This window comes from Hyphomicrobium sp. MC1, from assembly GCF_000253295.1.
Taxonomy (GTDB): Bacteria; Pseudomonadota; Alphaproteobacteria; order Rhizobiales; family Hyphomicrobiaceae; genus Hyphomicrobium_B.
Genome location: NC_015717.1, coordinates 4505703 through 4532468, shown reverse-complemented (window position 1 = coordinate 4532468; position 26766 = coordinate 4505703). Strand labels below are relative to the sequence as shown.

30 protein-coding genes are annotated in these 26766 nt (G+C 60.6%); 11 read left to right on the top strand and 19 right to left on the bottom strand.

All coding sequences use genetic code 11. The features are described 5' to 3' along the window. Positions 1-61: 61 nt before the first annotated feature. The 11 genes from HYPMC_RS21850 to gluQRS all read right to left on the bottom strand — a co-directional run bounded on the left by HYPMC_RS21850 (position 62) and on the right by gluQRS (position 9254). Positions 62-457, bottom strand: coding sequence for a F0F1 ATP synthase subunit epsilon (locus HYPMC_RS21850; RefSeq protein ID WP_013950324.1), 396 nt, complete (start codon positions 455-457; stop codon positions 62-64). Between the two features lie 65 nt (positions 458-522). Beyond that, entirely contained in the window at positions 523-795 is a 273-nt protein-coding gene (locus HYPMC_RS21845; RefSeq protein WP_013950323.1) for a hypothetical protein, read from the bottom strand. Positions 796-858: 63 nt separating this feature from the next. Continuing rightward, positions 859-2292, bottom strand: coding sequence for a F0F1 ATP synthase subunit beta (gene atpD / locus HYPMC_RS21840; RefSeq protein WP_013950322.1), 1434 nt, complete (start codon positions 2290-2292; stop codon positions 859-861). Positions 2293-2314: 22 nt separating this feature from the next. After that, complete coding sequence (locus HYPMC_RS21835) at positions 2315-2719, bottom strand: organic hydroperoxide resistance protein (protein WP_013950321.1); 405 nt, start codon at positions 2717-2719, stop codon at positions 2315-2317. Positions 2720-2736: 17 nt separating this feature from the next. Next, positions 2737-3621, bottom strand: coding sequence for a F0F1 ATP synthase subunit gamma (locus HYPMC_RS21830; protein ID WP_013950320.1), 885 nt, complete (start codon positions 3619-3621; stop codon positions 2737-2739). A gap of 25 nt (positions 3622-3646) precedes the next feature. Continuing rightward, positions 3647-5176, bottom strand: a complete 1530-nt coding sequence (atpA, locus tag HYPMC_RS21825; RefSeq protein WP_013950319.1) for a F0F1 ATP synthase subunit alpha — start codon at positions 5174-5176, stop codon at positions 3647-3649. 123 nt (positions 5177-5299) lie between these two features. Further along, complete coding sequence (locus HYPMC_RS21820; RefSeq protein WP_024275026.1) at positions 5300-5863, bottom strand: F0F1 ATP synthase subunit delta; 564 nt, start codon at positions 5861-5863, stop codon at positions 5300-5302. Positions 5864-6294: 431 nt separating this feature from the next. After that, the gene (locus HYPMC_RS21815; RefSeq protein WP_013950317.1) at positions 6295-6678 is read right to left on the bottom strand and encodes a YraN family protein; all 384 of its coding nucleotides are present in this window, start codon (positions 6676-6678) and stop codon (positions 6295-6297) included. Beyond that, a complete protein-coding gene (rsmI, locus tag HYPMC_RS21810; RefSeq protein WP_013950316.1) occupies positions 6675-7622 on the bottom strand; it encodes a 16S rRNA (cytidine(1402)-2'-O)-methyltransferase in 948 nt (315 codons plus the stop codon). The genes HYPMC_RS21815 and rsmI overlap by 4 nt, the downstream gene beginning before the upstream one ends. An 87-nt stretch (positions 7623-7709) precedes the next feature. Further along, positions 7710-8111, bottom strand: coding sequence for a hypothetical protein (locus HYPMC_RS21805; protein WP_013950315.1), 402 nt, complete (start codon positions 8109-8111; stop codon positions 7710-7712). Between the two features lie 279 nt (positions 8112-8390). After that, complete coding sequence (gene gluQRS, locus HYPMC_RS21800; RefSeq protein ID WP_013950314.1) at positions 8391-9254, bottom strand: tRNA glutamyl-Q(34) synthetase GluQRS; 864 nt, start codon at positions 9252-9254, stop codon at positions 8391-8393. A gap of 528 nt (positions 9255-9782) precedes the next feature. Between gluQRS and HYPMC_RS21790 the strand changes: the two genes are divergently transcribed. Continuing rightward, positions 9783-10469, top strand: a complete 687-nt coding sequence (locus HYPMC_RS21790) for a DNA-3-methyladenine glycosylase (RefSeq protein WP_029670699.1) — start codon at positions 9783-9785, stop codon at positions 10467-10469. 142 nt (positions 10470-10611) lie between these two features. Then, positions 10612-11172: an HNH endonuclease gene (locus HYPMC_RS21785; RefSeq protein ID WP_013950310.1), complete on the top strand. Its 561-nt coding sequence runs from the start codon at positions 10612-10614 to the stop codon at positions 11170-11172. Between the two features lie 71 nt (positions 11173-11243). Here the strand turns inward: HYPMC_RS21785 and HYPMC_RS21780 are convergent, their stop codons facing one another. The 8 genes from HYPMC_RS21780 to rph all read right to left on the bottom strand — a co-directional run bounded on the left by HYPMC_RS21780 (position 11244) and on the right by rph (position 17266). Further along, positions 11244-11468 (bottom strand): hypothetical protein, encoded by a 225-nt coding sequence (locus tag HYPMC_RS21780; RefSeq protein WP_013950309.1) that lies wholly within the window; start codon positions 11466-11468, stop codon positions 11244-11246. A 912-nt stretch (positions 11469-12380) separates the two neighbouring features. Beyond that, positions 12381-12905, bottom strand: a complete 525-nt coding sequence (locus tag HYPMC_RS21770) for a disulfide bond formation protein B (RefSeq protein WP_013950307.1) — start codon at positions 12903-12905, stop codon at positions 12381-12383. Positions 12906-12919: 14 nt separating this feature from the next. Continuing rightward, entirely contained in the window at positions 12920-13501 is a 582-nt protein-coding gene (locus HYPMC_RS21765; protein WP_013950306.1) for a YqaA family protein, read from the bottom strand. A 9-nt stretch (positions 13502-13510) separates the two neighbouring features. Then, positions 13511-14818, bottom strand: coding sequence for a radical SAM family heme chaperone HemW (gene hemW / locus HYPMC_RS21760; RefSeq protein ID WP_013950305.1), 1308 nt, complete (start codon positions 14816-14818; stop codon positions 13511-13513). Further along, positions 14811-15689, bottom strand: a complete 879-nt coding sequence (rdgB, locus tag HYPMC_RS21755; protein ID WP_013950304.1) for an RdgB/HAM1 family non-canonical purine NTP pyrophosphatase — start codon at positions 15687-15689, stop codon at positions 14811-14813. The genes hemW and rdgB overlap by 8 nt, the downstream gene beginning before the upstream one ends. Beyond that, positions 15686-16120, bottom strand: coding sequence for a VOC family protein (locus HYPMC_RS21750; RefSeq protein ID WP_013950303.1), 435 nt, complete (start codon positions 16118-16120; stop codon positions 15686-15688). Before HYPMC_RS21750 ends, rdgB begins: the two co-directional genes overlap by 4 nt. Then, positions 16105-16530, bottom strand: coding sequence for a DUF1772 domain-containing protein (locus HYPMC_RS21745; protein ID WP_013950302.1), 426 nt, complete (start codon positions 16528-16530; stop codon positions 16105-16107). The genes HYPMC_RS21750 and HYPMC_RS21745 overlap by 16 nt, the downstream gene beginning before the upstream one ends. Before the next feature lie 22 nt (positions 16531-16552). Then, a complete protein-coding gene (gene rph / locus HYPMC_RS21740; protein ID WP_013950301.1) occupies positions 16553-17266 on the bottom strand; it encodes a ribonuclease PH in 714 nt (237 codons plus the stop codon). A 173-nt stretch (positions 17267-17439) separates the two neighbouring features. Between rph and hrcA the strand changes: the two genes are divergently transcribed. The 9 genes from hrcA to trmD all read left to right on the top strand — a co-directional run bounded on the left by hrcA (position 17440) and on the right by trmD (position 26698). Then, positions 17440-18510 carry a heat-inducible transcriptional repressor HrcA gene (hrcA, locus tag HYPMC_RS21735; protein ID WP_013950300.1) on the top strand — a complete coding sequence of 357 codons (1071 nt, stop codon included), beginning with the start codon at positions 17440-17442 and terminating at the stop codon, positions 18508-18510. A gap of 123 nt (positions 18511-18633) precedes the next feature. Beyond that, positions 18634-19275 (top strand): nucleotide exchange factor GrpE, encoded by a 642-nt coding sequence (gene grpE, locus HYPMC_RS21730; RefSeq protein WP_013950299.1) that lies wholly within the window; start codon positions 18634-18636, stop codon positions 19273-19275. Positions 19276-19615: 340 nt separating this feature from the next. Beyond that, positions 19616-21544 (top strand): molecular chaperone DnaK, encoded by a 1929-nt coding sequence (gene dnaK / locus HYPMC_RS21725; protein ID WP_024275018.1) that lies wholly within the window; start codon positions 19616-19618, stop codon positions 21542-21544. 156 nt (positions 21545-21700) lie between these two features. Beyond that, complete coding sequence (gene dnaJ, locus HYPMC_RS21720) at positions 21701-22849, top strand: molecular chaperone DnaJ (protein ID WP_013950296.1); 1149 nt, start codon at positions 21701-21703, stop codon at positions 22847-22849. Between the two features lie 111 nt (positions 22850-22960). Continuing rightward, on the top strand, positions 22961-23560 hold the full coding sequence (locus HYPMC_RS21715; RefSeq protein ID WP_013950295.1) for an NADPH-dependent FMN reductase: 600 nt from the start codon (positions 22961-22963) through the stop codon (positions 23558-23560). A gap of 15 nt (positions 23561-23575) precedes the next feature. Beyond that, complete coding sequence (gene pyrF, locus HYPMC_RS21710) at positions 23576-24280, top strand: orotidine-5'-phosphate decarboxylase (protein WP_013950294.1); 705 nt, start codon at positions 23576-23578, stop codon at positions 24278-24280. A 176-nt stretch (positions 24281-24456) separates the two neighbouring features. After that, positions 24457-25470 carry a murein L,D-transpeptidase family protein gene (locus HYPMC_RS21705; RefSeq protein WP_013950292.1) on the top strand — a complete coding sequence of 338 codons (1014 nt, stop codon included), beginning with the start codon at positions 24457-24459 and terminating at the stop codon, positions 25468-25470. Positions 25471-25580: 110 nt separating this feature from the next. Further along, the gene (locus HYPMC_RS21700) at positions 25581-25868 is read left to right on the top strand and encodes a DUF1330 domain-containing protein (protein ID WP_013950291.1); all 288 of its coding nucleotides are present in this window, start codon (positions 25581-25583) and stop codon (positions 25866-25868) included. Between the two features lie 101 nt (positions 25869-25969). Next, positions 25970-26698, top strand: coding sequence for a tRNA (guanosine(37)-N1)-methyltransferase TrmD (gene trmD / locus HYPMC_RS21695; RefSeq protein WP_013950290.1), 729 nt, complete (start codon positions 25970-25972; stop codon positions 26696-26698). Positions 26699-26766 lie beyond the last annotated feature (68 nt).

Below are 26766 nucleotides of genomic sequence, written 5' to 3'. Positions count from 1 at the left end.
TCGTCCCAGCCTGCAAGAAGCGCTTTGAGTTTCAGTTATAGATCGTGTCTGAGCGCGCCGCTTAAGCCTGCGGCGAAAGCCGCTTCAGCTCACCGACGAGCGTATCGGCCATGCGCTTCGCATCATCGTCCTTTGCGGCGGCGAGTTCCGCTTCCGCAGTCTTGAGCTCCGCAGCGATCGTCGCCGCCGACATCTCGTCGACGTCATAGGCCTTTTCAGCCAGAACCGTCAGGCGCGCCGGATCGACTTCCGCAAAGCCCGACTTAACGAAGAGCCGCTTGTGCACACTGCCGGCCGTAACATCGAGAACGCCCGGAACAAGCGTCGAGATGACCGGCACATGACCGGCGAGAACCGTGAACTCTCCGTCTGTGCCAGGCACGACCACCTGCTCGGCGTCGACCGACATCAACACCCGTTCGGGCGAGACGAGTTCAAACCTGAATGTGCCTGCCATGGTGATTTCCGACCCTTCGAAGGCGTTCGACCTATTTAATGCCGTCGTTTTTTATTTTGGCGCCATCAAGCCTGGCGCGGCTCTTCTTCGCCGTCGTCTTCGGCGCCGGCTTTGGCTCTCACCTCTTCCGGCGTCTGCAGCTTGGTGCCACAGAACGGGCAGAAGAAAAGCGGATGATCGACCAGACCCGGCTCTTCTTCTTCGAGATCGACGAGCCCGACAGTCATGTAGATGACCTCATCGGGCCCGACCGTGATCAAGGGCTCGAAGTCGCCGCCTTCAAGAGCTTCTTTCAGCTCTTCGCAGCAGCTTCCAAACGTCTTTCCGGCTTCCGCCATGAACTCTTTCTCCTGGCGGCGCCTTCGGACGGGTCCTCCGCTCGAAAACGCTCAGCCTTATTGTTATGCCGCTTCCGCGAGCTTCTCTGCCTTCGCGATCGCTTCGTCGATCGAACCGACCATATAGAACGCCGGCTCGGGAAGGTGATCGTACTCACCGTCGCAGAGGCCCTTGAACGCCTTGATGGTATCGGCGAGCGGAACGAGCTTGCCGGGCGAGCCGGTGAACACTTCCGCGACGTGGAACGGCTGCGACATGAAACGCTCGATCTTACGAGCGCGCGCGACGGTGAGCTTATCCTCTTCGGAAAGCTCGTCCATGCCAAGGATCGCGATGATGTCCTGCAGCGACTTGTACTTCTGCAGGATCGCCTGGACCTTACGGGCAACGGCGTAGTGCTCTTCGCCGACGATGCGCGGATCGAGCATGCGCGACGTCGAGTCGAGCGGATCAACCGCCGGATAGATGCCCTTTTCAGCAATCGAGCGCGAAAGAACGGTCGTCGCATCAAGGTGAGCGAACGAGGTTGCCGGCGCCGGGTCGGTCAAGTCGTCGGCCGGAACGTAAATGGCCTGCACCGACGTGATCGAACCCTTCTGCGTCGTGGTGATGCGCTCCTGCAGGGCGCCCATGTCGGTCGCCAGCGTCGGCTGATAACCAACCGCCGAAGGAATGCGGCCGAGCAACGCCGACACTTCCGAACCCGCCTGCGTGAAGCGGAAGATGTTGTCGACGAAGAACAGCACGTCCTGGCCCTGGTCACGGAAGTGCTCGGCGACTGTCAGACCCGAAAGAGCGACGCGTGCACGCGCACCCGGCGGTTCGTTCATCTGACCGTAAACGAGAGCGCACTTCGAACCGGCAGCCGACCCGTTGTTCTTCTTCGGGTCTTTGTTCACGTTGGACTCGATCATTTCGTAATAAAGATCGTTGCCCTCACGCGTACGCTCGCCGACGCCCGCGAAAACCGAGTAGCCGCCGTGGGCCTTAGCAACGTTATTGATCAACTCCATGATCAAAACCGTCTTGCCGACGCCCGCGCCGCCGAACAGGCCGATCTTGCCGCCCTTCGCGTAAGGAGCGAGCAGGTCGACGACCTTGATGCCCGTGACGAGGATCTGTGCTTCCGTTGCCTGATCTTCAAACGTCGGCGCCGGTTGGTGGATAGCACGCACCGAGCTGCTGTTGATCGGACCGGCTTCATCAACCGGCTCGCCGATAACGTTCATGATCCGCCCGAGCGTCTCGTCGCCGACGGGAACCGAGATCGGAGCGCCCATGTCGGTGACTTCCTGGCCGCGGACCAAGCCTTCGGTAGAGTCCATCGCGATCGTGCGCACGGTGTTTTCACCAAGGTGCTGCGCGACTTCGAGAACCAGACGATTGCCGTTGTTGGTGGTCTCAAGCGCGTTCAGAATTTCCGGCAGCTTGTCGGCGAAATGCACGTCAACGACGGCACCCGTCACCTGGTGAATCTTCCCTACGTTTTTAGCCATTTTTATCTCCAGCGGAATTGTTTCAGGCGACCGAGAGCGTCACCGGGATATTGTTGCGTGTCGCTTTGGAATACGGGCAGATCTGATGCGCTTCTTCGATCAGCGCCTGCAGCTTGTCCTTATCGGCGCCAGGAATCGCGAGCGTCAGATGCGCCTTGAGGCCGAAGCTCGTCGCATCTTTGTCGAGTTCAACTTCGCACGTAACCTTGGCGGCCTGACCGTCGAGTCCGTGCTTCTTGGCCAGCAGCAGAACCGCCTGACCGAAGCAAGACGACCACCCGAGCGCAAACAGCTGCTCGGGGTTATGGCCTTCACCCGATCCACCGAGATCCTTCGGCAGCGCCATCGCAAGAGCGAGCTTGCCCTCTTCGAGAACTGCGCGGCCGTCCCGGCCGCCCTTCGTCGTTGCACGCGTTACATAGGCCATGATCTATCTACCTCGCCCTAGACCGCTTCCGCTCCGGAGATGATCTCGATCAATTCCTTAGTGATGTTTGCCTGACGCTGACGGTTGTAAGCGATCGTCAGCTTATTGATCATGTCACCGGCGTTGCGCGTCGCGTTGTCCATCGCGGTCATCTGCGCACCATAGAACGATGCCGAGTTCTCGAGCAGACCGCGGAAGATCTGCGTGGAGATATTGCGCGATAGCAGGAAGCCCAAGACTTCTTCTTCGCTCGGCTCGTACTCGTGAATGGCGCCTGCGCCCTTCGCAGCGTCCGGTGCCGCCTCAGGCACGGTTGCCGGAATGAGCTGCAGCGCCGTCGGCTTCTGCGCGATAACCGACTTGAACTCCGAGAAGTAGAGCGTTGCGATGTCAAACTCGCCGGCTTCGAACATCTCAAGCACTCGCTTCGCGAGGCCCTCGGCATGCCCGAACGTCAGCTGACGCACACCCTGAAAGTCTTTGCGCTCGACAATGTTGCGGCCGAGATCGCGACGCAGGTTGTCGGCGCCCTTGCGGCCGACCGTCATGATCTTCACCGTCTTGCCCGCGGCGATCAAACGGTTCGCATCTGAACGCGCTAGCTTGGCGATGTTCGAATTGAAACCGCCGCATAGACCACGTTCCGCCGTCATGACGATCAGCAGATGCACCTGATCCTTGCCGGTGCCAACGAGAAGTGGCGAAGCGCCATTCTTGTCCGCAACCTTCGAAGCCAGGCTGCCGAGCACGGTGGCCATCCGCTCGGCGTAGGGCCGGGCGGCAGTTGCGGCTTCCTGCGCGCGGCGCAGCTTCGCCGCCGCAACCATCTGCATGGCTTTCGTGATTTTCCGCGTCGCCTTCACCGAGGCGATGCGGTTGCGCATATCTTTTAAGCTCGCCATCGGGCGTTCTCCTCAAGGAACCCGATTAAGCTGCAAAACCCTTGGCAAACTTGTCGAGGAACTCGACCAGCTTCTTCTCGGAGTCTGCCGACAGAGCCTTCTCTTTCGCGATCGTCTCAAGCAGCGTCTTTTCAGAGCGAAGCCCGGCGAGAACGCCTTCTTCGAACTTACCGACAGCCGACACCGGAATGGCATCGAGGTAGCCGCGCGTACCCGCGAAGATCACCGCAACCTGCTCTTCCATCTTCAGCGGCGAGAACTGCGGCTGCTTCAGAAGTTCCGTCAAGCGGGCGCCGCGTGCGAGCAGCTTCTGCGTGGCGGCGTCGAGATCCGAACCGAACTGCGCGAAGGCCGCCATTTCGCGATATTGTGCAAGCTCGCCTTTGATCTTGCCGGCAACCTGCTTCATCGCCTTCGTCTGCGCCGACGAGCCGACGCGCGACACCGACAGACCGACGTTCACGGCCGGACGGATGCCCTGATAGAAGAGATCCGATTCAAGGAAGATCTGGCCGTCGGTGATCGAGATGACGTTCGTAGGAATGTAGGCCGACACGTCGTTGGCTTGCGTTTCGATAACCGGAAGCGCCGTCAGCGACCCCTTGCCGGCAGCGTCACCCATCTTAGCGGCGCGCTCGAGCAGACGAGAATGGAGATAGAAAACGTCGCCCGGATAAGCTTCGCGGCCCGGCGGACGACGCAGCAGCAACGACATCTGGCGGTAAGCGACAGCCTGCTTCGAGAGATCGTCATAGGCGATCACGGCGTGCATGCCGTTGTCGCGGAAGTATTCGCCCATCGTGCAGCCGGTGAACGGCGCGAGGTACTGCATCGGCGCCGGATCGGACGCGGTCGCAGCAACGACGATCGAATATTCAAGCGCGCCACGCTCTTCCAGGACCTTCACGAACTGCGCAACCGTCGAGCGCTTCTGGCCGACGGCAACGTACACGCAATAAAGCTTCGCGCTTTCGTCGTTGCCTGCGTTGAGCGGCTTCTGGTTGAGGAAGGTATCGAGCACGACGGCCGTCTTGCCCGTCTGACGGTCGCCGATGACCAACTCGCGCTGGCCGCGGCCGATCGGGATGAGCGCGTCGATGGCCTTGAGACCCGTCGCCATCGGCTCGTGCACCGACTTGCGCGGCAGGATGCCCGGCGCCTTGACGTCGACGCGCATCTTTTTCTCGAACTGGATCGGGCCCTTGCCGTCGATCGGGTTGCCGAGACCATCGACGACGCGACCGAGAAGCCCCTTGCCGACCGGAACTTCGACGATGGCGCCGGTCCGCTTGACGGTGTCGCCTTCCTTGATCGTGCGATCGTCGCCGAAAATAACGACGCCGACATTATCGGCTTCGAGGTTCAGCGCCATGCCGCGGATGCCGCCGGGGAACTCGACCATCTCGCCCGCCTGGACGTTGTCGAGACCATAGACGCGTGCGATGCCGTCGCCGACCGACAGCACCTGGCCGATTTCGGAAACCTCGGCTTCCTTGCCGAAGTTTTTGATCTGATCCTTCAGGATCGAAGAAATTTCTGCGGCCCGGATTTCCATTGAGACCTCTTCCCTGGTCGTTTCCATTTACGGAGCCTGGTCCGGCCCCTTATGCCAATTTGTTAAGTGCAAACCTTGCGGTGACACCGCCGGCCTCGCAGCCAGCAGCGAAACTGTCAGGCCTTAAGCCCCGGCTCCGTTCAGCGCCGTCTTCATGTTCTGAAGCTTGGTCTTGAGCGAGGAGTCGATCATGCGGCTGCCAACCTTGACGATCAGGCCGCCGAGAATGCTCGGATCGACGCGCGACTGCAGCGTCACATCCTTGCCGACAGAAGCTTTCAGCGTTTCTTTAAGAGCCGAGATCTGCTCGTCGTTGAGCGCAAACGCGCTGGTGACCTCAGCCGTGATTTCGCCGCGCGCCTTGGCAGCGAGCGAGCGATAAACTTTGATCATGTCCTGAATGACGAACAGGCGCCGATTGGCGGTCACGAGCTTCAGGAAGTTCGCGGTCAAGCCGCCGATGCCTGCCCTGTCGAGAATGGCGGCCATCGCCTTCTCTTGATCGTCGGCGGCGATCACCGGGCTGCACACAAGGCGCACCAGATCCGGGCTTTCATCGAGCAACGATTGGAAATTTACGAGATCGCTTTCGATCCCCTCGATGTTCGAGCTTTCCTTAGCCAGCTCGAACAAGGCCGACGCATATCGTCCGGCCACTCCGTCCACGCTTGTTTCGTCCGTCGCCACGTCGCTCTCACCTCGCGCCTTCGGGCGCATAGAGGGCGGGGCACGAAAAGGCCCGAAATTGCGCCCGCTCCAAGGAAAGGCCTTTGACAAAAAAAGAGCGCCGGGGCCGGAACCCACCAGCAGCCCCCTTCCAAAGCCGGGCTGTCCTTAACATGCACTCTGCAAGGCTTCAACAGTGCGCCAAGAGGGCGCGTTGCCGCATTACATTTTCGCAAGGAGCCTGAATTTCGGGCGTTTCGCGGCCCGGCCGGCTTCCGGAGGGATGAACAAAGGGATCGAGCGCCGTTCAAATTACGTTCAGGCTCGACCAGCTAAACGTTCATCAACATGCAGCGCAAATCTATCGCGCTCGCGCGTTCCTAGACGATGACGGTCCCTGCACTTCACGTTCAATCACTTAAAGACCCGCTTCGGCGGGTCTTTTTTTTGTCTCAAAGTGCATCCCGCATGATAATCGGAAAGCGCCAGGGCAGCACGAACACCAGGTCGAAACCGACGTCGTGCTCGCGGTATTGCGGGTTGCGCGCCAGCCAGAGGTCGGCCGCGCGGCGCACCCGGCGGCGCATCGTCAGCGTAATGGCGTCTTCGGCTTCTTCGGTTGTCTGCCGCCGTTTGACCTCGATGAAAGCCACCCGGTTTTTCCTGATCGCGATCAGGTCGATTTCCCCGACCGGGGTCTTGAACCGGCGGCCCAAAATGCGATGCCCGGTCGCCATATAGACCGCCGCAACGATCGTCTCGGCCCTGACACCACTATGGTGCCGCCGCTTGCGCTCAAGCCGCTGCCGAAGCTCATCATTGACGTTCGAACTCATCGTCCCACGTCCTTCGCCTTTAGTTCATCTTTCGCCTTGATCCCAAGCCCATAAACCCGCGCTTTCGGAACCCCAAATTCGTCGGCCAGGGCTTTGGCGGCATCCTTGAGGCTCATAACCTCAAGAGCCCCCGCCAGCCGCGCCGTCAACGTCTCGTCGCTAACGGCCTGAGCCTGCTCCGGCCCGACGACAATGACAACCTCGCCCTTGAGGCCCTCCATTGGAGTTGCCTCAGCAAGCTCCGCCAGAGTGCCGCGCCGAACATCCTCGTGCAGCTTCGTCAGTTCGCGGGCGATGACGGCGTCTCGGCTACCGAGCAAACGCGCCATATCCGGAATCGTCTCCGCGACACGGTGAGGCGCTTCATAAAAGATGAGACTGCCAGGAATGGCCGATAATTCCGCAAGCCGCGCCCGCCGGGCCGCCTGCTTCGGCGGCAAAAAGCCCGCGAAGAAGAATGCATCCGTCGGCAGACCACTGGTTGTCAGCGCTGGCAGCAGCGCCGACGCGCCGGGAATAGCGACGACTGGAATGTCTTCCGCCGCCGCAGCGCGCACAAGTTTGAATCCCGGATCCGAAAGCAGGGGCGTCCCGGCGTCCGATATGATCGCAATGCGCTTATCGGCTTTGAGTTCGTCAATAACGCGCGCGCTTTCGCGCTCTTCATTATGGTCGTGAAATGGCCGCGTCCGCGTGGCAATGCCATAATGCTGCAAAAGCTTCGCGGAATGACGCGTATCTTCGCAATAAATGATGTCGGCCCGCGCCAGCACCGACAGTGCACGCAGCGTGATATCCCCGAGATTGCCGATTGGCGTCGCGACCAGATAAAGCCCAGCCGCCAACGGCTCCGACAAAAGCCCCGCAATCACGCCCCGCGCACGCGCCGCCGGTCCAAGATTTGGCGTTGCTATTGCTGAAAGAGATGAGCGGTCATCGGCCACGGAGATTGTCTCGATCCTGAAATGCGGGCAGTCGAACTACCCATATCAACCCAGGACCAACGCCGAAAGCCGTCTTGCGTGAAGCGTTTAAGCAGCGATTGCGCCGCCGATCGGCCGCAGCGCCGGCATCGGCGCCACACCCAACACATGCACCGTCGCGCGACGGCGAACCCGATCGCCCATATCCATGACGGACGACAATTCATCGATCAAAGACGACAAAGCATATTGCGCCAGATCGATCTGCTGGGTTGCAGAGGCATGGCAGCGCGTCGCTGTTTCAGCTTGCTGCGCCGCCCCGATCACGATGTCGGACAGTCGGCTCCATTGATCGGCAAGCGATAGCCGGCGCGGCTCGACCGGCCTGCGAACTTCAACCGTTTCCGGGACGTCCGCAAAGGCCCAAATGACGAATTGACGGACGATTGCAAGTCCGTGCGCAATTGCGACGGATAATCTGGCACCGACAATTTTCGATGTTTCTGCCATAAATGCGAGAATCCGGTGGATAGATTAGAGAACGATTAAAATTGACGTGATTTGGCCAAAGTTACAAGGAGGGGCCAATTTGCTTTTCGATTATTTTTGAATCTTAAGAGTAATAAGGGAAATATCGCGCACGAATTCGGCGCGGAATACGACCCGGAAACGCGGCAATGAAATATGGCACCGGCGCCGAATCAAAAAAGTTGGCGCCTTAGGGAATTTAATTCCGCCCCGGAACACGCTTCGCCATATCGCAACGGCCACAAAAACGTTACGGCACGATCAGACTTCGAAAATGACCCGCCGGATATCGTCCGCTGTCGCCCCTTCGTCGCGCAGCACCCGGAGCCCCATATCCTGATTGGACTTCGAAAGTTTTTGCCCGTTGGCCCATCGGATCACCCGATGATGCGAATAGACCGGCTGCGGCAGATCCAATAACTCTTGCAGCAGACGCTGCAGATCGGTCGCCGCCAGCAAATCCTGTCCGCGCGTAACATGCGTCACGCCTTGCCGCGCATCGTCGACGACGACCGAAAGATGATAGCTCGCAGGCACTTCCTTGCGCACGATCACGGCATCGCCCCAGCGCGCCGGATCGGCCACAACGGTCCGCTGCGAACCGTCATCCTCAACCTCGACGAACGTCAACGGCTCATCGCCGCGTTTCGATTTCAGAACCTGCAACGCGCCTTCCATGTTGAGACGAAGCGCCGGCGTCTCTCCCGCAGCCATCCGCTCACCAACTATTTCGGCGGAAGCACCACGCCAAATTCCCGGATAAAGCGGAACGCCATCGGGATCGGTTTTTGTCGGATCCGCCGCAACGACAATTTCCTTGCGCGTTGCAAAACACGGATAGAGCAAGCCCATCGCAATCAGCCGATCAGCAGCCGCAAGGTATTCGGAGAAATGCTCCGACTGCACCAGCACCGGCTCTTCCCACGTCAGCCCAAGCCAATTGAGATCTTCGAAGATTGCCGTGACGAATTCGGGCCGCCGGCGTTCGAGATCGATATCCTCGATGCGCAGCAAAAAGCGTCCGCCGTTCCGCCGTGCCGTGTCGTGCGCGATGATAGCAGAGAGCGCGTGCCCGACGTGCAAAAGACCGTTGGGTGATGGCGCGAAACGCGTAACCGAGGCCATCACGCGCTTCGGCTCACAAAACGCGCGTCAACGACACAATGACCGGCATTCCACTCAGCAGACTGATAAATCATGACCTCAACTACGATCCAAACTGTTGAACTTACCCTCAGAGAACGCGACACTTATTATGCCAAAGCAATTTCACCGGCACACGATCTGAATGCACCGAAAAGGCGGCCGGAGATCAGGGAAGTTTTGAAAATCTTCGATAGACGGATGGTCACCTTTTGCGGAAAGATCGGCATGCTTGCAATTGCCATGCACGTCTTACGTCGGCGCCATACTCACTGATCTGAGATGCCTCCGTGTGTCATTCCAAAACTTGTCGAACCTCGCCATGGCGAAAGCGTGACGCCTCAGAATCGCATTGCCGCACTGTCTGAAATCAGCAAAGCGATAAAGAGCGCCGCCAATAGAATTCCAGCAATCCGTGTCATTTTCCACGTCCTCTTTTCGCCGGCTCCGCATTGCGCGATAAGATCGCCCGCGAATTGAATGAGGCAAATCCTTCCCGGAACAACGCGTTTGACCCCTCGCCGCCATGCGACCGTAACGACCGAACGCCAGCTCAAGGCAGCGGCGATTATGCTCGCCGGTCAATGCAAGGTCATGTCGCGCATATTGAAACGCACCGGCCTTCCACCGCCACGGGATTTTCCCGCCGATTTCTCCGGACTGGCAAAAATCGTCGTCGGGCAACAGCTTTCAGCCCAGAGCGCCGCTGCCATCTGGACACGCGTCGCCGAAGCGCTTTTCCCGTTCACGCCTGATGCAATCCAAGCGGCGAGCGATAGCGACCTCAAACGGCTTGGACTTTCGGACGGCAAGATCCGCACGCTGCGCGCCCTGACGCGCGCTGTCCTCGACGACGGCCTCGACTTCGAAGCCCTCAACGCCGCCAATGATCTCGTCATCGTCGAACGTCTGACCGCGATCCATGGCATCGGCCCCTGGACCGCCGACATCTATATTCTTTTTGCTTTGGGCCGCCGCGACGCATTCGCGCCGGGCGATCTCGCCTTGCAGCTTGCCGCGCAGCACCACTTCAAGCTTGAAAACCGCCCCACGGCCGAGGAACTGGAACGAATCGCCGATCGCTGGCGCCCCGCACGCGCCGTCGCCGCCCGGCTGTTATGGGCCGATTACGCCTTCGCGCGCCGCGCTCTCCTGGGGAAAGCCCAAAAGCCGATCCGGACAAAAACAAATAAATAACTGAAATATAACGGAAAAATCATTTCCGCGACAGATGGGCTCGAATGCTTCACAGAACTGATACGCGCGGCTAGTATCCCGGCGTCCGAGTGGGGCCAAGACGCGATTCGACGGATCGAAAAACCGCGAGGTTTGCGCGACTGTGAATGCTCACGTGACAATACCGGACAATTGTCCGGCTCTTGTGCTGAACGCCGACTTCCGGCCGCTCAGTTACTACCCGCTGTCCCTGTGGAGCTGGCAGGACACGGTGAAGGCGGTCTTTTTGGACCGCGTAAATATCGTCTCGGAATACGAACGCTACGTCCGAAGCCCGTCATTCGAGCTGAAGCTGCCGAGTGTCGTTTCGCTGAAGACCTACGTGAAACCGGCGCTTTATCCGGCCTTCACGCGTTTCAATGTTTTCCTGCGCGATCGCTTCGCCTGCCAGTACTGCGGCGACAGGAATGATCTGACGTTCGATCATCTCATTCCGCGCTCGCGTGGCGGCCAGACGCGATGGGACAACGTCGTCACCGCCTGCGCACCGTGCAATTTGAAGAAGGGCGGATTGATGCCGCGCGCCGCGGGCATGTTCCCGGCGCACGAGCCATATCGGCCAACGGTCTTCGAACTGCATCGCAACGGCCGGCTTTTCCCGCCGAACTATCTGCACGAAAGCTGGCTCGACTATCTCTACTGGGATACCGAACTCGAGCCGTAGCCTTCCGCGCCCTCGCATGGCCGGGTCACGCCCGGCCACCACATTTGGGCACGTACGGCCGTCGCCCGATCTTAAGCGGCCCGCGCCATCGGATGGGCGCAAAGCTCGGCGGCAACGAGATCGACCACGCGCTCCCAATCGGAGTCGGCGCCGTCTTCGCATTTCAATCCGAATGCGACCAGCGCGTCGCTCGGCGCGCCGCCATCGCGAAAGATCCTGGCGCACTGCTCGCGGCTCACCGCAATGGCCTGATGCCACTGAATGGGGCTGACGTGTTCCGGAACCGAGGGGGTCATTGTCTTCGCACTCCGCTAAACCGAAATTCGTGGAACGATTACCGAAGCTTCAGCGTTTCTAACGATGGCGGCAGACACACAGAGCGCTGTGACATCACTACGCGAGACCGTGTCACATGATGTCTCGATTGAGGGCTAACTCCAATCACGCTCCGTGCGTCTGCCAGCTCGTTGGAAAGCCAGCGCTCTCCGAAATCCTTTTTCCCAACTCTTAAAACTCGACGCATACGCGACCGGATACTCAACGCTCGACTTAGGGGTTCACTGCGCCTTTGCGAGAGCCGCAGCGACCATGGCGTTTCGCACCACATCGCCCGCGACGTCTCCAACTGGACGCCATCCCCAATCAGGTGAACGCGCACTTGCCTCAAAACCGTTGGAGGTCCGCTCCGGGAAAGAGCGATCTCCGTGAGGAGTGCGGGCGAACCGCGAGGACATACGCTTTGACGAGTTTGTCGAAGCAGTTCGCCTAAATTTTGCAAACGTCTCGGACAGAACGTCTTTCGGGCTCGGTCCGTACACAGACACCACGCTACGCAACGAACGCCTACGAAACGCAACAACGCCACTCGTACTCAAAGATGGTGCGGACTGGGCCTCGGACAATGGATTGCTGTCACTCGTCCCAAGCATTGCACTCGACAAACTCAACGCAGACGCCACCACGAATGCTCCCAACGCTGGTACGATATCCACACAATCCACATGGGCCGGCTCGGGTTTCGTTCCGTGCCCCGCGAACGAAGCAAGAATAGCCGTCACATTCGGGCAACGCGAAGGCGCGATCACGGCTTACCGGTGATATTCACCGCGACATTGCCTTGACAGTATTAGGCCAGCAACAAAATCAACGTTTTCATGGATTTTGAGAATTGTGGACAAGCGTCAGGACGTTGGGAACGCTGGCGCGCCTCAGATGTTACGGCGCGTCCAAGCCGCCGAGGCCGCACCGAACGCAACCGCCATCAGCAGCACCGAAGCGACGACGTTCCAGCCAGCAAAAGAGATGCCTAGGAAGCGCAACGCCGCTTCATCGCACTTGATGACTTTGATGTGCTGGATGTCGTTCAGAAGATTTCCGGCGGACGACGTGAGGGATTCCCCACCGCCGCAGGCGCTCGGGCCGGGCCAGAACTTCCACTCCGCTCCGGCGTGATAGATGCCAAGCCCTGTATTCGCCAGAAACGCCAAAGCGACCAACACGAAGAGCAGCGCGGCCATCCGCCGATAGCCGCCCGCCGTCAGCACCAACGCGATGAAAAGAACCGGAATTCCCGCGTAATAGGCGTAGCGTTCGATCAGGCACAGCATACACGGCACGTAGCCGCCAATGTATTGAAACCCGAGCGCCGTCAGGATCGTCGCAATCGCTCCAAATAGCGCCAGCGCGCCGAGCCGATAATCCGCACCCCGAGCCGACCGTGCTGCAAACGCCATGGCTTCAATCCGACCTAGAAGATGTATTTGACGGCCACGAAGCCGCCGACCAGCAGCACGAGAAACACCGTCATCACCATTCCGAGGCGTTTCTCGATGAAAGCGCGGATCGGCTCGCCGAAGAAATATAGGAGACCGGCGACCAGATAGAAACGCATGGCCCGCGCAACGATGCTCGCGCCGAGAAACGCCCCGAGATTCATTTTGCCAACGCCAGCCGCAATCGTCACAACCTTGTAAGGGATCGGCGTCGCGCCCTTAATGATGACCGCTTCGACACCATACTCCTGCACAAAGGCCATGAAGCTATCGAGCGCATGCTCACGGCCGTAGAACTTCAGGATGGGCAGTCCGACCGCCTCAAAGAAATAGTACCCGATGGCGTACCCGAGAATGCCGCCGATTACGGATGCGACGGTCGCCACCGTCGCATACCACCACGCTTTCCGCCGGTCGCTCAGGACCATCGGGATCAGCATAATGTCGGGAGGGATCGGAAAAAACGAACTCTCGGCGAACGAAACGGCCGCGAGCGCCCACGGCGCCCGTTTGCTGGCCGCCATCCGCATCGTCCAATCGTAAAGTCCCCTCAGCATGAGCGCTGCTTAAACGGCGCTTCTGAGCTTGTCCATGCGGTCCGTCAGCTGAAAGCTGTTTGAGAGTTTGGCGACGACGGCGTTAAGCACGAGCCGGCCTTGCGGTGTCACCCGGATGCGCACGCCAGACAGCGGTTGCGTCTCGGGAGCAAGTCCTGGACCTGAGCACATGACAATCTCGTCAAGCTCATTCCGCCGCCAGTCGCCACCGGCCGGGGAGGCGCGCAAGGACGCAGGCAGCGTCTCCAGCAGCCCGAGTTCCGCCAGTTCGTCGATTGTTACTTGGCTCGGGCGCACACCCCCGATCTTCTCAAGCTGCGCAAGCTCTACCCCTTCTGAGAGCCGCAGGCCCATCAGCAGCATCTCGTCCGCCTGCTCGGCGTCAGACAATGCGATCCGTTCAATAAAACCATGACCACCGTCTTCGACCCGCTCGACCCACGCCTCCGGGTTACGCTCGGCAATCGTCGCTTCGCGCCGACCATCGACCACAATCCGGCCATGCGCCCCCGGCCCGATCCCGGCATATTCGCCGTAGCGCCAGTAAAGAAGGTTGTGCCGACTTTCGGAACCAGCTTGCGCGTAGTTCGAAACCTCGTAAGCCGCTAGCCCGCGCGACGCCGTCATCTCCTCGGTGATCTCGTAGAGCGCACCTGCATCGTAGTCATCGGGAATGACGAGCTTACCGGCGGCATGAAGCGCAGCGTAAGGCGTGTCGGGTTCGATAGTCAGCTGGTAAAGCGACAGGTGATCGCCCGCGAGATCGAGCGCCTCGCCAAGCTCGCGACGCCACGCGTCTCCGGTCTGTCCGGGACGTGCATAAATCAGATCGAACGAAAACCGCTCGAACGTGCCGCGCGCAACATCGATCGCCGCCTTGGCTTCCGCAACGCTGTGAATGCGTCCGAGCTTGCGCAGTTCTTCATCTCGTAGAGATTGCACGCCGATCGAAACGCGGTTGATGCCCGCATCGCGAAAACCGCGAAAACGTGCCGCTTCGACGCTGCCCGGATTGGCTTCGAGCGTGATCTCGGCGTTATCCGCAATACCCCAGCGCTTCGCAATGTGATCGAGGATACCCGCAACGGTCGCAGGCTGCATCAGCGATGGCGTGCCGCCGCCGAAGAACACGCTCGTCGCAACGCGTGCTCCGATGCGATCCGCCACCCAATCGATCTCGCGCTTATAGGCCGAAAGAAACCGCGCCTCGTCCCAGCCCTTGTGGCGAACGTGACTGTTGAAGTCGCAGTACGGACACTTCTGCGCACAGAAAGGCCAGTGCACGTAGACGCCGAATGTAGTGTCGCGATCAGTCATCGCTCGCAGCCAGCATTGCTTTCGTGATTTGTCGCCACGCCGGTTCATCCTTCGATGGCGCACGCTCTAACTCTCGGGCAAGCGCACCAAGAAAACTTTCGAGTGTCGTGTTGTTCCATTCTGAGCCGTGCGTGACGAGATCGTCTTTCAAACGTGCAACGAACGCCGCAGCCTCGACCCGTGTCGAAAGGCTCGCAGCCGCCGCTGCAAACGCATCGACGTCCCGTCGTACGCTCACCTTTGCGGCGGTCGGCGTAATGCCATCGAGCATCGCCGCCTTGAAGGCCGCAAAGGCCCGCGTCCGATGCGAAATCGCATACTTCTCTTTCGGCTCCATCTCGCCGAATGTGCGGGTGTCGCCGTCCGGCACGAACATCGGATCGTAGCCGAAGCCGTTGCCGCCGCGTGCCGGCCAGACGAGATGGCCAAACACCTTGCCCTCGAATAGTTCCACCTCGCCGCCTGGCCACGCGAGACACAAGACCGAAATGAAATTGGCGCGCGGACCTTCAGCCGTCCAGCCATGACACGCGCTGATCTCTTCGGCGACTTTCTTCATGGCGACGCCGAAGTCTTTGCCAGGGCCGGCCCAGCGTGCCGAATAGATCCCCGGCGCTCCGTCGAGGCATTCGACTTCAAGGCCGGAGTCGTCAGCCAATGCAGGCAACCCGGAACCTTCGGCCGCCGCAACCGCCTTCAGCCGCGCGTTGCCCGCAAACGTCGTCTCCGTTTCTTCAGGTTCCGAAAGAGCCAGCTCGCCCGCCGAAACGGCATCGAGCCCGTAAGGTTGAATGAGCTGGTTGATCTCCCAGACCTTGCCGAGGTTATGGCTCGCGACGACGAGCTTCATGCCTTTTTGAAGTTTCTTCACACCATCCCCCAGATGCGCGGCTCGGCAAATTCGAGGCAATTGCCGGCCGGATCGCGAAAGTAGATTGAGCGGCCACCGCGCGGCCACTCGAAATCGGCTTCGATCGGAACGCCCAGCGCTTCGAGCCGTTCACGCCACACCGCAATATCGTCAGCTGACGCCCGGAAGCAGACGTGCCCTTCACCCACCGCGCCATGCGGCGGAACGGGAAGCGCACCCGCAGGCGGCGGAATACGTGTCGCCTCCGGATTGAAGATCAAAAGCATCTGCGGTCCATAGCGATAAAAAACATGACGTCCCTCGGCGACCGCAAAGGGTTCGAGCCCAAACACGCGACCGTAGAAGTCTTGAATGGCCCCGAGATCGGGTGCGTACAGAACCGTTTCAAGAACGCCCGACGGTCGCGGCGCAGGCTTCAGATCGATGCCCATAGGAACAATCCGACACTGACGAGACCAAGCACGCTGCGCACGCCGTGCAGCATGCCCCAGCGCTCGATCAGCGCCCGTGTCTCTTCGTTGGCCCGTTCGAACGGGGTCTCTTCAAGGATCTTATTGACCGGCATGATCGCGAAGATCGTAAACGGCCAATTGGCGAGTAGCGCTGCACCACCGGCAAGCCAGATGACCTTGCCGGTGACCAGCCACTCGAGCGTACCCAGAATGAAGCCGATGACGGCAAGCGATGCCTGCATCTGAAATCCGCGCCGGTAGGCGGGCTTCCATTCCGCAAGCATCGCAGCATCGTCGAGAGAAAGCCGCGCCGGTTGCTCTGCCCAGTTGATGTAGATCGCCGCGCCTGTGAACAGCGCCGCGACCGTCAGGGCAAAAGGTCCGAACATGGCCTCGCTCCGTTGTCTGGTCTTAAGCGACCGTCAGCTTCTGCAGCTGAACGAGTTCGCCGATCCCCTTCTTGGCGAGCCCCATCAGCTCGGTGAACTTATCTTCTGTGAAGGGCGTCGTCTCGGCCGTGCCTTGGATTTCGACGATGCCGCCCGAGCCGGTCATCACGAAATTGGAATCGGCATCCGCGTTGCTGTCCTCGGCATAGTCGAGATCGAGCACCGGTTCACCTTTGTAGAGACCGCACGACACGGCAGCTACGTGATCGCGCAGCACGGTGTCCTTCACCATGTCGCGCATTTTCATCCACTGGATGCAATCGTGCAGAGCCACCCACGCGCCCGTGATCGACGCCGTGCGCGTGCCGCCATCGGCCTGGATGACGTCGCAGTCGACCGTGATCTGCCGTTCGCCAAGCTTCGTCAGATCGACGACCGCGCGAAGCGCCCGGCCGACGAGACGCTGAATTTCCTGCGTCCGCCCCGACGGATGGCCGCTCGTCACCTCGCGCCGCGTCCGGTCGTGCGTCGACCGCGGCAGCATCGAGTATTCCGCCGTCACCCAGCCACGGCCCTGACCTTTCAGCCACTGCGGGAGGCGCTCTTCCAAGCTCGCCGTGCAAAGAACATGGGTGTCGCCGAATTTGATGAGGCAGGAGCCTTCGGCATATTTGGAAACGGCCCGCTCGATTGAAACACGGCGCAACTCGTCTGGCTTGCGTTTGGAAGGTCGCATGAGTTCCCTGAATTGTTGGTATTGCGGCCGCGACCCTAATGAAGGCCCCCCCGGCCTTCAACCGGAAACCTTATCGGTTGAAAGAAGGGTGCAGATACCCAGAAAACACCGCAGGATTTGACGTAGGCCCCTGTCATTCATAGATTTTGACGGTGAACACGGAAGATCAAATCGTGGCAGCCACCATCCTGGACGGCAAAACACAGCTGCAAAAGCTTAACGAGCGCTCGCGGACGATCCTGCGGCGCATCGTCGAAAGCTATCTGGCGACGGGTGAGCCGGTCGGCTCTCGCAATCTCTCACGCGCCTTGCCGATCGCCCTCTCGCCCGCCTCGATCCGCAACGTCATGTCGGACTTGGAGCAGCTCGGCCTCATTATCGCGCCGCACACGTCTGCGGGGCGCCTGCCCACCCAGCTCGGCCTGCGTCTGTTCGTCGACGGCCTTCTTGAAGTCGGCGACATCACCCCGGACCAGCGCCGTCAGATCGAAGCCCAGATCGCCGTCCGGCGCGAAAAATCGGTCGATCAACTTTTGAGCGAAGCGGGCGAACTGATGTCTGGTCTGTCACACTGCGCGGGTGTGGTGCTCGCCGAAAAACAGGTCGCCCGCCTGCGCCACATCGAATTCGTGCCACTCGAACCCGGACGCGGCCTCGTGATCCTGGTCGATGAAGACCAGAACGTTGAGAACCGCATCATCAACCTTCCCGATGGCTTGCCACCGTCTGCCTTGCAGGAAGCTTCGAACTATCTCAACACTCATTTGCGCGGCCTGACGCTCGCCGAAGCACGGGCAGAACTCGAAAAGTCATTGAATGCCGCCAAGGCAGAACTCGACGTGTTGACCCAAAAGGTCATCAAGGCCGGGCTCGCCGAATGGTCCGGTGTCGCCGATGACCGCAAAAGCCTCATCGTCCGCGGTCAGAGCAACCTTCTGAAAGACGTGACCGCCGCCGAAGACCTGGAGCGCATCCGCCAGCTCTTCGACGCCTTCGAATCCAAGCAGGACATCGTCGAGCTGCTCGGCGCCTCCGAAACGGCCGAAGGCGTCCGCATTTTTATTGGCTCGGAAAACAAGCTGTTTTCGCTTTCGGGCTCATCGTTGATTGTTGCCCCATTTCGGGATGAGACCCGCCACGTCGTCGGCGTTCTGGGCGTCATCGGCCCGACGCGGCTCAATTATGCCCGCATCATCCCAATGGTGGATTATACAGCCAAGCTGATGAGCCGCTTGATGGGCTGAGGCATCGAGACCTATTTGACCCGCTTCTGACGCACCCCAACTTGAACTGCCTTGATTTTTACCGCCTAGCGGCCGATACCCCGGCACCGGAATTTTTGCAGTGCTATTCCAGCGAAGAGAAAAATGAGCGACGACAAAAAGCCCATAGACGAGACCGTGCAACCGTCCGCGGCAACGCCCCCCGAAATGGGAGATGTGAGCGTCGAGCAGCTCAAGGCGATGATCGCCGCCCTTCAGGCCGATCTCGAAAAGAAGTCCGCCGAAGCTGCCGCCAAGCAGGATCAGTACCTGCGCGCGGTTGCTGAAACGGAGAACGTCCGCCGCCGCCTCGAAAAGGAAAAGGAAGAGACGGCGAAGTATGCGATCACCAAGTTTGCCAAGGATATCCTGACGGTCGGCGACAACTTCCAGCGCGCTATCGCCGCCGTGCCGAAGGATGCCGTCGAAAGCGATCCGGCCCTAAAAACCCTACTCGATGGGGTCATTCTTGCCGAGCGTGATTATAAGACGGCTCTTGAGCGTCACGGTGTCCGCGCCATCGACCCGGCCGGCCAACCCTTCAATCCGCACCACCACCAAGCCGTGATGGAGCAGGAGAACGCAAACGTCCCAGCTGGCACCGTGCTGCAGGTCTATCAGGTCGGCTACATGATCGATGACCGCAACCTGCGTCCGGCGATGGTCGTCGTCTCCCGCGGCGGCCCGAAAGTCGCCAAGGCTGACGACGCTGCCCCTGCCTCGTCGGAGCCGCCTGCCGATGCTTGATGCGGCTGCGACGTCGCGACCAGCGTCGCACCAGAACAAACGTTGAGCGAAATCAAGGCGCCTCCTCCTCAGCAAGGATGCGCTTCAACCGCAGAAAAAAGCTTGCAAATTGAAGCATTGCGTCACGGCGGGTAGTTCCGTTTTGACGCAATCAAAAGGCGATAAAGTTGATCTATGGAGGGGATAAGAAGCGTTGCACGCTGAAATCAGGCCCCTATATAACCGTCGGTCACACAATTGAAATCCTGGGGACCGGTGCCTCTGACCTCTCGTTGGGGAGCACGTTGGATGCCAATAGAGGGTCCACCCGGTCTGCCGCAACTGAGAAGGATTGATGCGAATGGCAAAAGTAATCGGTATTGACCTCGGCACGACCAACTCGTGCGTCGCCGTCATGGATGGCGGCAAACCGAAAGTGCTTGAGAACTCCGAAGGCGCCAATACCACCCCGTCCATTGTTGCATTTACTGCCGACGACGAACGTCTCGTCGGTCTGCCGGCCAAGCGCCAGGCAGTCACGAACCCCACCAACACCTTTTTCGCGATCAAGCGCCTGATCGGCCGCCGCTACGACGATCCCGAGGTCACGAAGGACCAGAAGCTCGTTCCGTACAAGATCGTGAAGGGCACCAACGGCGACGCCTGGGTCGAAAGCCACGGCAAGCAATATTCCCCGCAGCAGATCTCGGCTTTCATCCTTCAGAAGATGAAAGAAACCGCCGAAGCCAAGCTCGGCGAGAAGGTCACGCAGGCGGTCATCACCGTTCCCGCTTACTTCAACGACGCCCAGCGCCAGGCGACGAAAGACGCCGGCAAGATCGCGGGCCTTGAAGTTCTGCGCATCATCAACGAGCCGACGGCAGCTGCGCTCGCCTACGGCCTCGACAAAAAGACGGACGCCAAGACGATCGCGGTCTATGACCTCGGCGGCGGCACCTTCGACGTGTCCATTCTCGAAATCGGCGACGGCGTCTTCGAAGTGAAGTCGACGAACGGCGATACGCACCTCGGCGGCGAAGACTTCGATATGGTCCTCGTTACGTACCTCGCCGATGAGTTCAAGAAAGAGCAGGGCATCGACCTGCGCTCCGATAAGCTCGCCCTTCAGCGTCTGAAGGAAGCCGCCGAAAAGGCCAAGATCGAGCTGTCGAGCGCCCCTTCGACCGAAGTCAACCTGCCGTTCATCACGGCCGACGCGACCGGTCCGAAGCATCTCACGATGAAGCTGACGCGCGCCAAGCTCGAAAGCCTCGTCGATGGCCTCATCAACCGGACCAAGGGTCCGTGCGAAAAGGCTCTGAAGGACGCTGGCCTCAAGGCTGCCGAGATCGACGAAGTCGTTCTCGTCGGCGGCATGACGCGTATGCCGAAGGTCCAGGAAGTCGTGAAGCAGCTCTTCGGCAAAGAGCCGCACAAGGGTGTCAACCCGGATGAAGTCGTCGCCGTCGGCGCCGCGATCCAGGGCGGCGTTCTGCAGGGCGAGGTCAAGGACGTCCTGCTGCTCGACGTCACGCCGCTGTCGCTCGGCATCGAAACGCTGGGTGGCGTCTTCACCCGTCTGATCGATCGCAACACGACGATCCCGACGAAGAAGAGCCAGACTTTCTCGACCGCCGAAGATAGCCAGAACGCTGTCACCATCCGCGTCTTCCAGGGCGAGCGTGAAATGGCGGCCGACAACAAGATGCTCGGCCAGTTCGACCTCGTCGGCATCCCGCCAGCGCCGCGCGGCGTGCCGCAGATCGAAGTCACTTTCGATATCGACGCCAACGGCATCGTCCACGTTTCGGCGAAGGACAAGGCGACCGGCAAGGAACAGTCGATCCGCATCCAGGCCTCGGGTGGCCTCTCGGATGCCGACATCGACAAGATGGTCAAGGACGCCGAAGTCCACGCGGCCGAAGACAAGAAGCGTCGCGAGGTCGTCGAGCTTCGCAACCAGACCGAAGCCCTCGTCCATGGCACCGAGAAATCGCTCGCCGAGAACGAGTCGATCCCGGCCGTCGCCGCGATCAAGGGCGAAGTCGAAGCTGCGATCACGGCCGCCAAGGAAGCCATCGCCGGCGAAGATGCCGATGCGATCCGCTCGGCTTCAACCGCGTTGACCCAGGTCGCCATGAAGATCGGCGAAGCCGTCTACACGGCCAAGGGTGGCGCTGAAGGCATGGAAGGTGGCCCCGAAGCATCGGCTGAGAAATCTGCCAGCGGCGACGACGTCGTCGATGCGGATTTTGAAGAAGTCAAAGACGACAAGAAGAAATCGGCTTAAAAGTCGAACTTAGATTCGCCCTTGGGTTGTCGCGGCGTTCTCAATTTTGGAACGCTGCGCCCGGCCTGAGGGCGAAAAATTGATATAACCGCTTGTTATTGCTGCGACTTCCTCGACCAGCAACTTGCCAATCAATAGGTCATAGAACAGCGCACCATGGCTAAGCGCGATTATTACGAAGTTCTGACCGTCAAGCGGTCCGCTACCGAAATCGAGATCAAATCCGCCTATCGGTCTCTCGCCAAGGAATATCACCCCGACCGCAATGCGGGCGACAAAGAAGCCGAGCGCCGCTTCAAGGAAGTCAACGAAGCCTACGAAGTTCTGAAAGACCCTCAGAAGCGCGCCGCTTATGACCAGTTCGGCCACGCCGCTTTCGACGGCGGCATGGGCGGCCGCGGCGGCCCCGGCTTCGGACCGGATTTCGCCTCTTCGATGTCCGACATCTTCGACGATCTGTTCGGCGAATTCATGGGTGGACGACGCGGCACCCAGGGCCGCTCGCGCACAGCTCGCGAAGCAGGCGCCGACCTGCGCTACAATCTCGAAATCACGCTGTCCGAAGCCTACACCGGCAAGACCGCGCAGATCCGCGTTCCCGCCAGCGTCAAATGCGAAACGTGCTCGGGCACCGGCGCAAAACCCGGCACCAAGGCGAAGACCTGCACCACCTGCGGCGGCATGGGCAAAGTCCGCGCCAGCCAGGGCTTCTTCACGATTGAGCGCACCTGTCCGCATTGCCAGGGCCGCGGCGAGATGATCGACGATCCGTGCGTTGACTGCGCCGGTTCAGGCCGCGTCCAGAAAGAACGCACGCTCTCGGTCAACATCCCGGCCGGCGTCGAAGACGGCACGCGCATTCGGCTCGCGGGCGAAGGCGAAGCCGGCCTACGCGGCGGCGCGCCCGGCGACCTTTACATCTTCCTCTCGATCAAGCCGCACGAATTCTTCCAGCGCGACGGCGCCGACATTTTCTGCAAGGTGCCGATCTCGATGACGACGGCGGCGCTCGGCGGCCAGATCGACGTCCCGACGCTTGAAGGCACCACGACGCGGGTGAAAATCCCCGAGGGCACCGAAAGCCGCAAGCAGTTCCGTCTGCGCGGCAAGGGCATGCCCGTACTCCGCGCCAAGGTCTCGGGCGATATGTACATCGAGGTCGATGTCGAAACGCCCAAGAACCTCACGCGCAAGCAGCGCGAGCTGCTCGAAGAATTTGAGCGCGCGAGCCACAAGGAAACGAGCCCGGAAAGTGCAGGCTTCTTCTCCCGCGTGAAAGAATTCTTCGAAGGCAAGAGCGGCTGATCGCAGTTTGCTCTCGTCACCTCTGAGCCCTTTGCGCAGCCTTGCCAACGGTCCGAAAGCCGCTAGGGTCCGGCTCACAAAGCGCTCTCATGATCCGGACCTTCGACCCAGATGACCGACGCCCCCGCGCCCGATCCGCGCCTTCTGTTCTTCGCAGGCAGCGCCCGCCAAGCCTCGTTCAACAAGCGCGTCGCGAGACTCGGCGCCGTGATCGCCGAAGCCAACAGCATCCCGGCGACGTTCGTCGATCTCTCCGACTACCCGATGCCACTTTATGACGGCGATCTTGAAGCCGCATCCGGCCAGCCCGAGAACGCGCACAAGCTCAAAAACCTGATGATGGCCCACACCGGCGTTTTCATCATGAGCCCAGAATACAACGCGTCCTTCACGCCGCTCTTGAAAAACACGCTCGACTGGATCAGCCATATCCGCGACGATGGCGAGAGCCCGCTCGAAGTGTTCCGCACACGCGTCTTTGCCCTTGGAGCAGCCTCGAACGGCGGCACCGGCGGTTTGCGCGGCCTCTCACAACTCCGCCTGATGCTGGAACTGGGAACGGGCGCGCTCGTTCTACCGAACCAGTTTCTACTACCCCGCGCCGCCGATGCCTTCGACGAGCACGGCCACCTGAAAAACAAAGAGCAGACCGAGCAGTTCAAGACTGTCATTCAGCGGCTCGCACGCGCCGCCCGCGTGCTGCACGGCTAGAGGAACGATACCGCGATGATTGACGCCGCCACCCGAGACAAGCTCATCGTCGCCCTCGATCTGTCGTCTTACGATCAAGCGCGCGCTCTTGTTGATCGCCTCGGCGATACCGTCAGCTTCTACAAGATCGGCTTGGAACTGTTGTTTGCGGGCGGTCTCGATCTTGCTCAGGAACTGAAGCGCGAAGGAAAACGCGTTTTCCTCGATCTGAAATTCCTCGACATCGGCAATACCGTCGAGCGCGCGGTCGCGTCTGCGGCCGGGCTGGGCGTCGATTTCATCACCGTCCACGGCCACGACACCAAGACGCTGAAAGCCGCCGTCAAAGGCCGTGGCTCCTCGAACCTGAAGCTGCTCGCCGTCACGGTGCTGACGAGCCTCGATCAGTCCGACCTTGAAGAACAGGGCATTACCGACATAACGCCGGCAGGCCTCGTGGTCGGCCGCGCCCGCATGTCGGAACTCGCGGGCTTCGACGGCGTCATCGCCTCTGGCCAGGAAGCCGCCGCCATCCGCGCCGAAACCGGGCCGGATTTCCTCATCGTCACGCCAGGCATCCGGTTGCCCGGCGCCGAAGCCGGCGACCAGACCCGCGTCACGACGCCCGAAGAGGCTATCGGCTTCGGTGCCAACCACATCGTCGTCGGCCGCCCGATCAACGCCGCTAAGGACCCCAAAGCCGCCGCTGAAGCGTTCCTGCAGCACATCGCCCAGGCTTAGCGGCGAAGGCACTTACGCGCGATAAGTCGCTGGCCGATCATGGCCTTGCCACATCGGCGCCCAGCTCTCACCACGCCGTGCGCACACTCGCCGTTTACCTCCCCTTAACCGTCTTTGGCCATGAACTGGACGGTCCATGATGGTTAAGCGTTGCGTAAGCGGGGTTCACGGACAGTATGCGTTGGCTTTGGCACTTGACCCAGCAGGTGCGTCTGCTGGCTGCGGCAATCGCCGTTGCCATCCAGGTTTTCGCGCCCGTGGCACTTGCGGACGAGCGGTCCGCCGAAAAGCCGCTTCCCTCCGCCGTGGAAGCCGCCCTGATCCTCAAGGACATCGACCAGAATTCCCCTGTCTATCTTCGTATCTTCAAGGAAGAATCCGAGCTTGAGGTCTGGAAGGCCCGCCCGAACGGCCGTTACGCGCTGATCAAGACGTTCCCTGTCTGCAATTGGGGCGGCACGCTCGGACCAAAGCGCACCCAGGGCGATCTGATGTCGCCTGAGGGCTTCTACCGCATCACGCCCGGCGCCATGAACCCGAACAGCAAATATCATTTGGCGCTCAACGTCGGCTATCCGAACGCGCTCGATCGTTCGCTCGGCCGCACCGGCAGCTACATCATGGTCCACGGCGATTGCAAAAGCGTCGGCTGCTTCGCCATGACCGACAATCAGATCGAAGAAATCTACGCTTTCGTGCGCGATGCGCTCGCCGGCGGCGAAACATCCGTGCCGATCCACATTTTCCCGTTCCGCATGACCGCCGCCAACATGAAGCGCCACGCCGACAATCCGGCATGCGATACGTGGGAGCCGTTAAAAGAAGCCTACGACGATTTCACCCGAACGCGCGAGCCGCCGCAGATCGGCATGTGCGGCAAGCGCTATATCGTCAATCCGCTGACATCCGTCGGCGACAATCCGAATGCCGCCTGCCCGGTTCTGATCGGCAAACGCTTGGCGCCGCTATCGCCGCGCTTCCGGAAGCGATTGGTTAAGGCCGATCCCGACCTTGAAGGGAACGGCAAGAAGCTCAAAGGCGTGATGATCGCGAGCCAGAGTTGGGAAACCTATCTGCTGGGCACGTCCGTCGCGACGGCTTCCAATCCGCCGCGCCCTGCGCCGCACCGGCAATCGTTCGCAACCAGCAGCGACACCGCCCTCGGCGCTCTTCAGTCGATCGTGAAATAACGCCTGGCGCCGCCACCATCGACGTCGCATGGGTTGCCGAAGCGCCGCCGCTCCGGCTATGGCTCCTCGTCCAAAAATCCACGCTCTGCGTCGAAGGAAAGAACAAGCCAATGCCCAAGGGATACGTTATCGCCCGCTCCATCGTCACCGACCCCGACAAGTGGGCTCAGTACGCTGCCAAGACAAAGGCTGCGCTCGACAAGTTCGAAGGCAAGCCCATCGCACGCGGCGGCAAGAGCGAGACCCTGGAAGGCGAGGGCGTCGCCCGCAACGTCATCCTCGAATTTCCAAGCTACGAACACGCGATCGGCTATGCCAAGTCGCCCGAATATGCCGAAGCCAAAGCGCTACGCCAGGGCGCCGGCACGATGCACATGACCATTGTCGAAGGCGTGTAATCGGACGCTCAACGGTGTCATCCTCGGGCTTGTCCCGAGGACCCATCGGTCATCGTCCTACAAAATGGATCCTCGGCGTGCAGCCGAGGATGACAACATAAATGGCCCACTTCCCAACGAGCGACGGACGCGCCCCGTGGCGAGCGCAGGTCCTGACCCTCTTCCCCGAGATGTTTCCGGGACCGCTCGGCATCTCGCTGCTGGGACAGGCGCTCGACGCCGGCCTCTGGTCGCTCGACGCTCTGCAGATCCGTGACTTCGGCTTGGGCCGTCACCGTCAGGTCGATGATACGCCCGCGGGCGGCGGCGCGGGTATGGTGCTGCGTGCCGACGTGCTCGGCCCCGCACTCGATCACGCCCGAGAACGTTCGCCCGATGCACCCCTGATCTATCTCTCTCCGCGCGGCACGCCCCTGACGCAGCAACTCGCCCGCGATCTCTCCGAAGGACCGGGCGCCACGCTGCTCGCTGGCCGCTTCGAAGGCATCGACCAGCGCGTCATCGAAGCCAGGGGCCTGCGCGAAATTTCGATTGGCGATTATGTGCTGGCGGGCGGCGAGTTGGCCGCCATGGTTCTGATCGAGGCCTGCGTCCGCCTCATCCCGGGCGTCCTGGGCGCCGCCGACAGCCTGACCAGCGAAAGCTTCGAGACGGGCCTGCTCGAATACCCGCAGTACACCAAGCCCCGCGAGTGGGAAGGCCGCGCCATTCCCGACATTCTGCTCTCCGGCGATCATAAGAAAATCGAAGACTGGCGTCGCCGCCAATCAGAAGAACTGACGGCCGCCCGCCGCCCGGATCTTATTCGTCCCACCCGCGCCCCAAAGTGAGGCGTCACAGCCGCTTCGCCTTTGCATGGCCAGGATTTCTTGGGCAAATGACGTGGGGGAAGATTCGC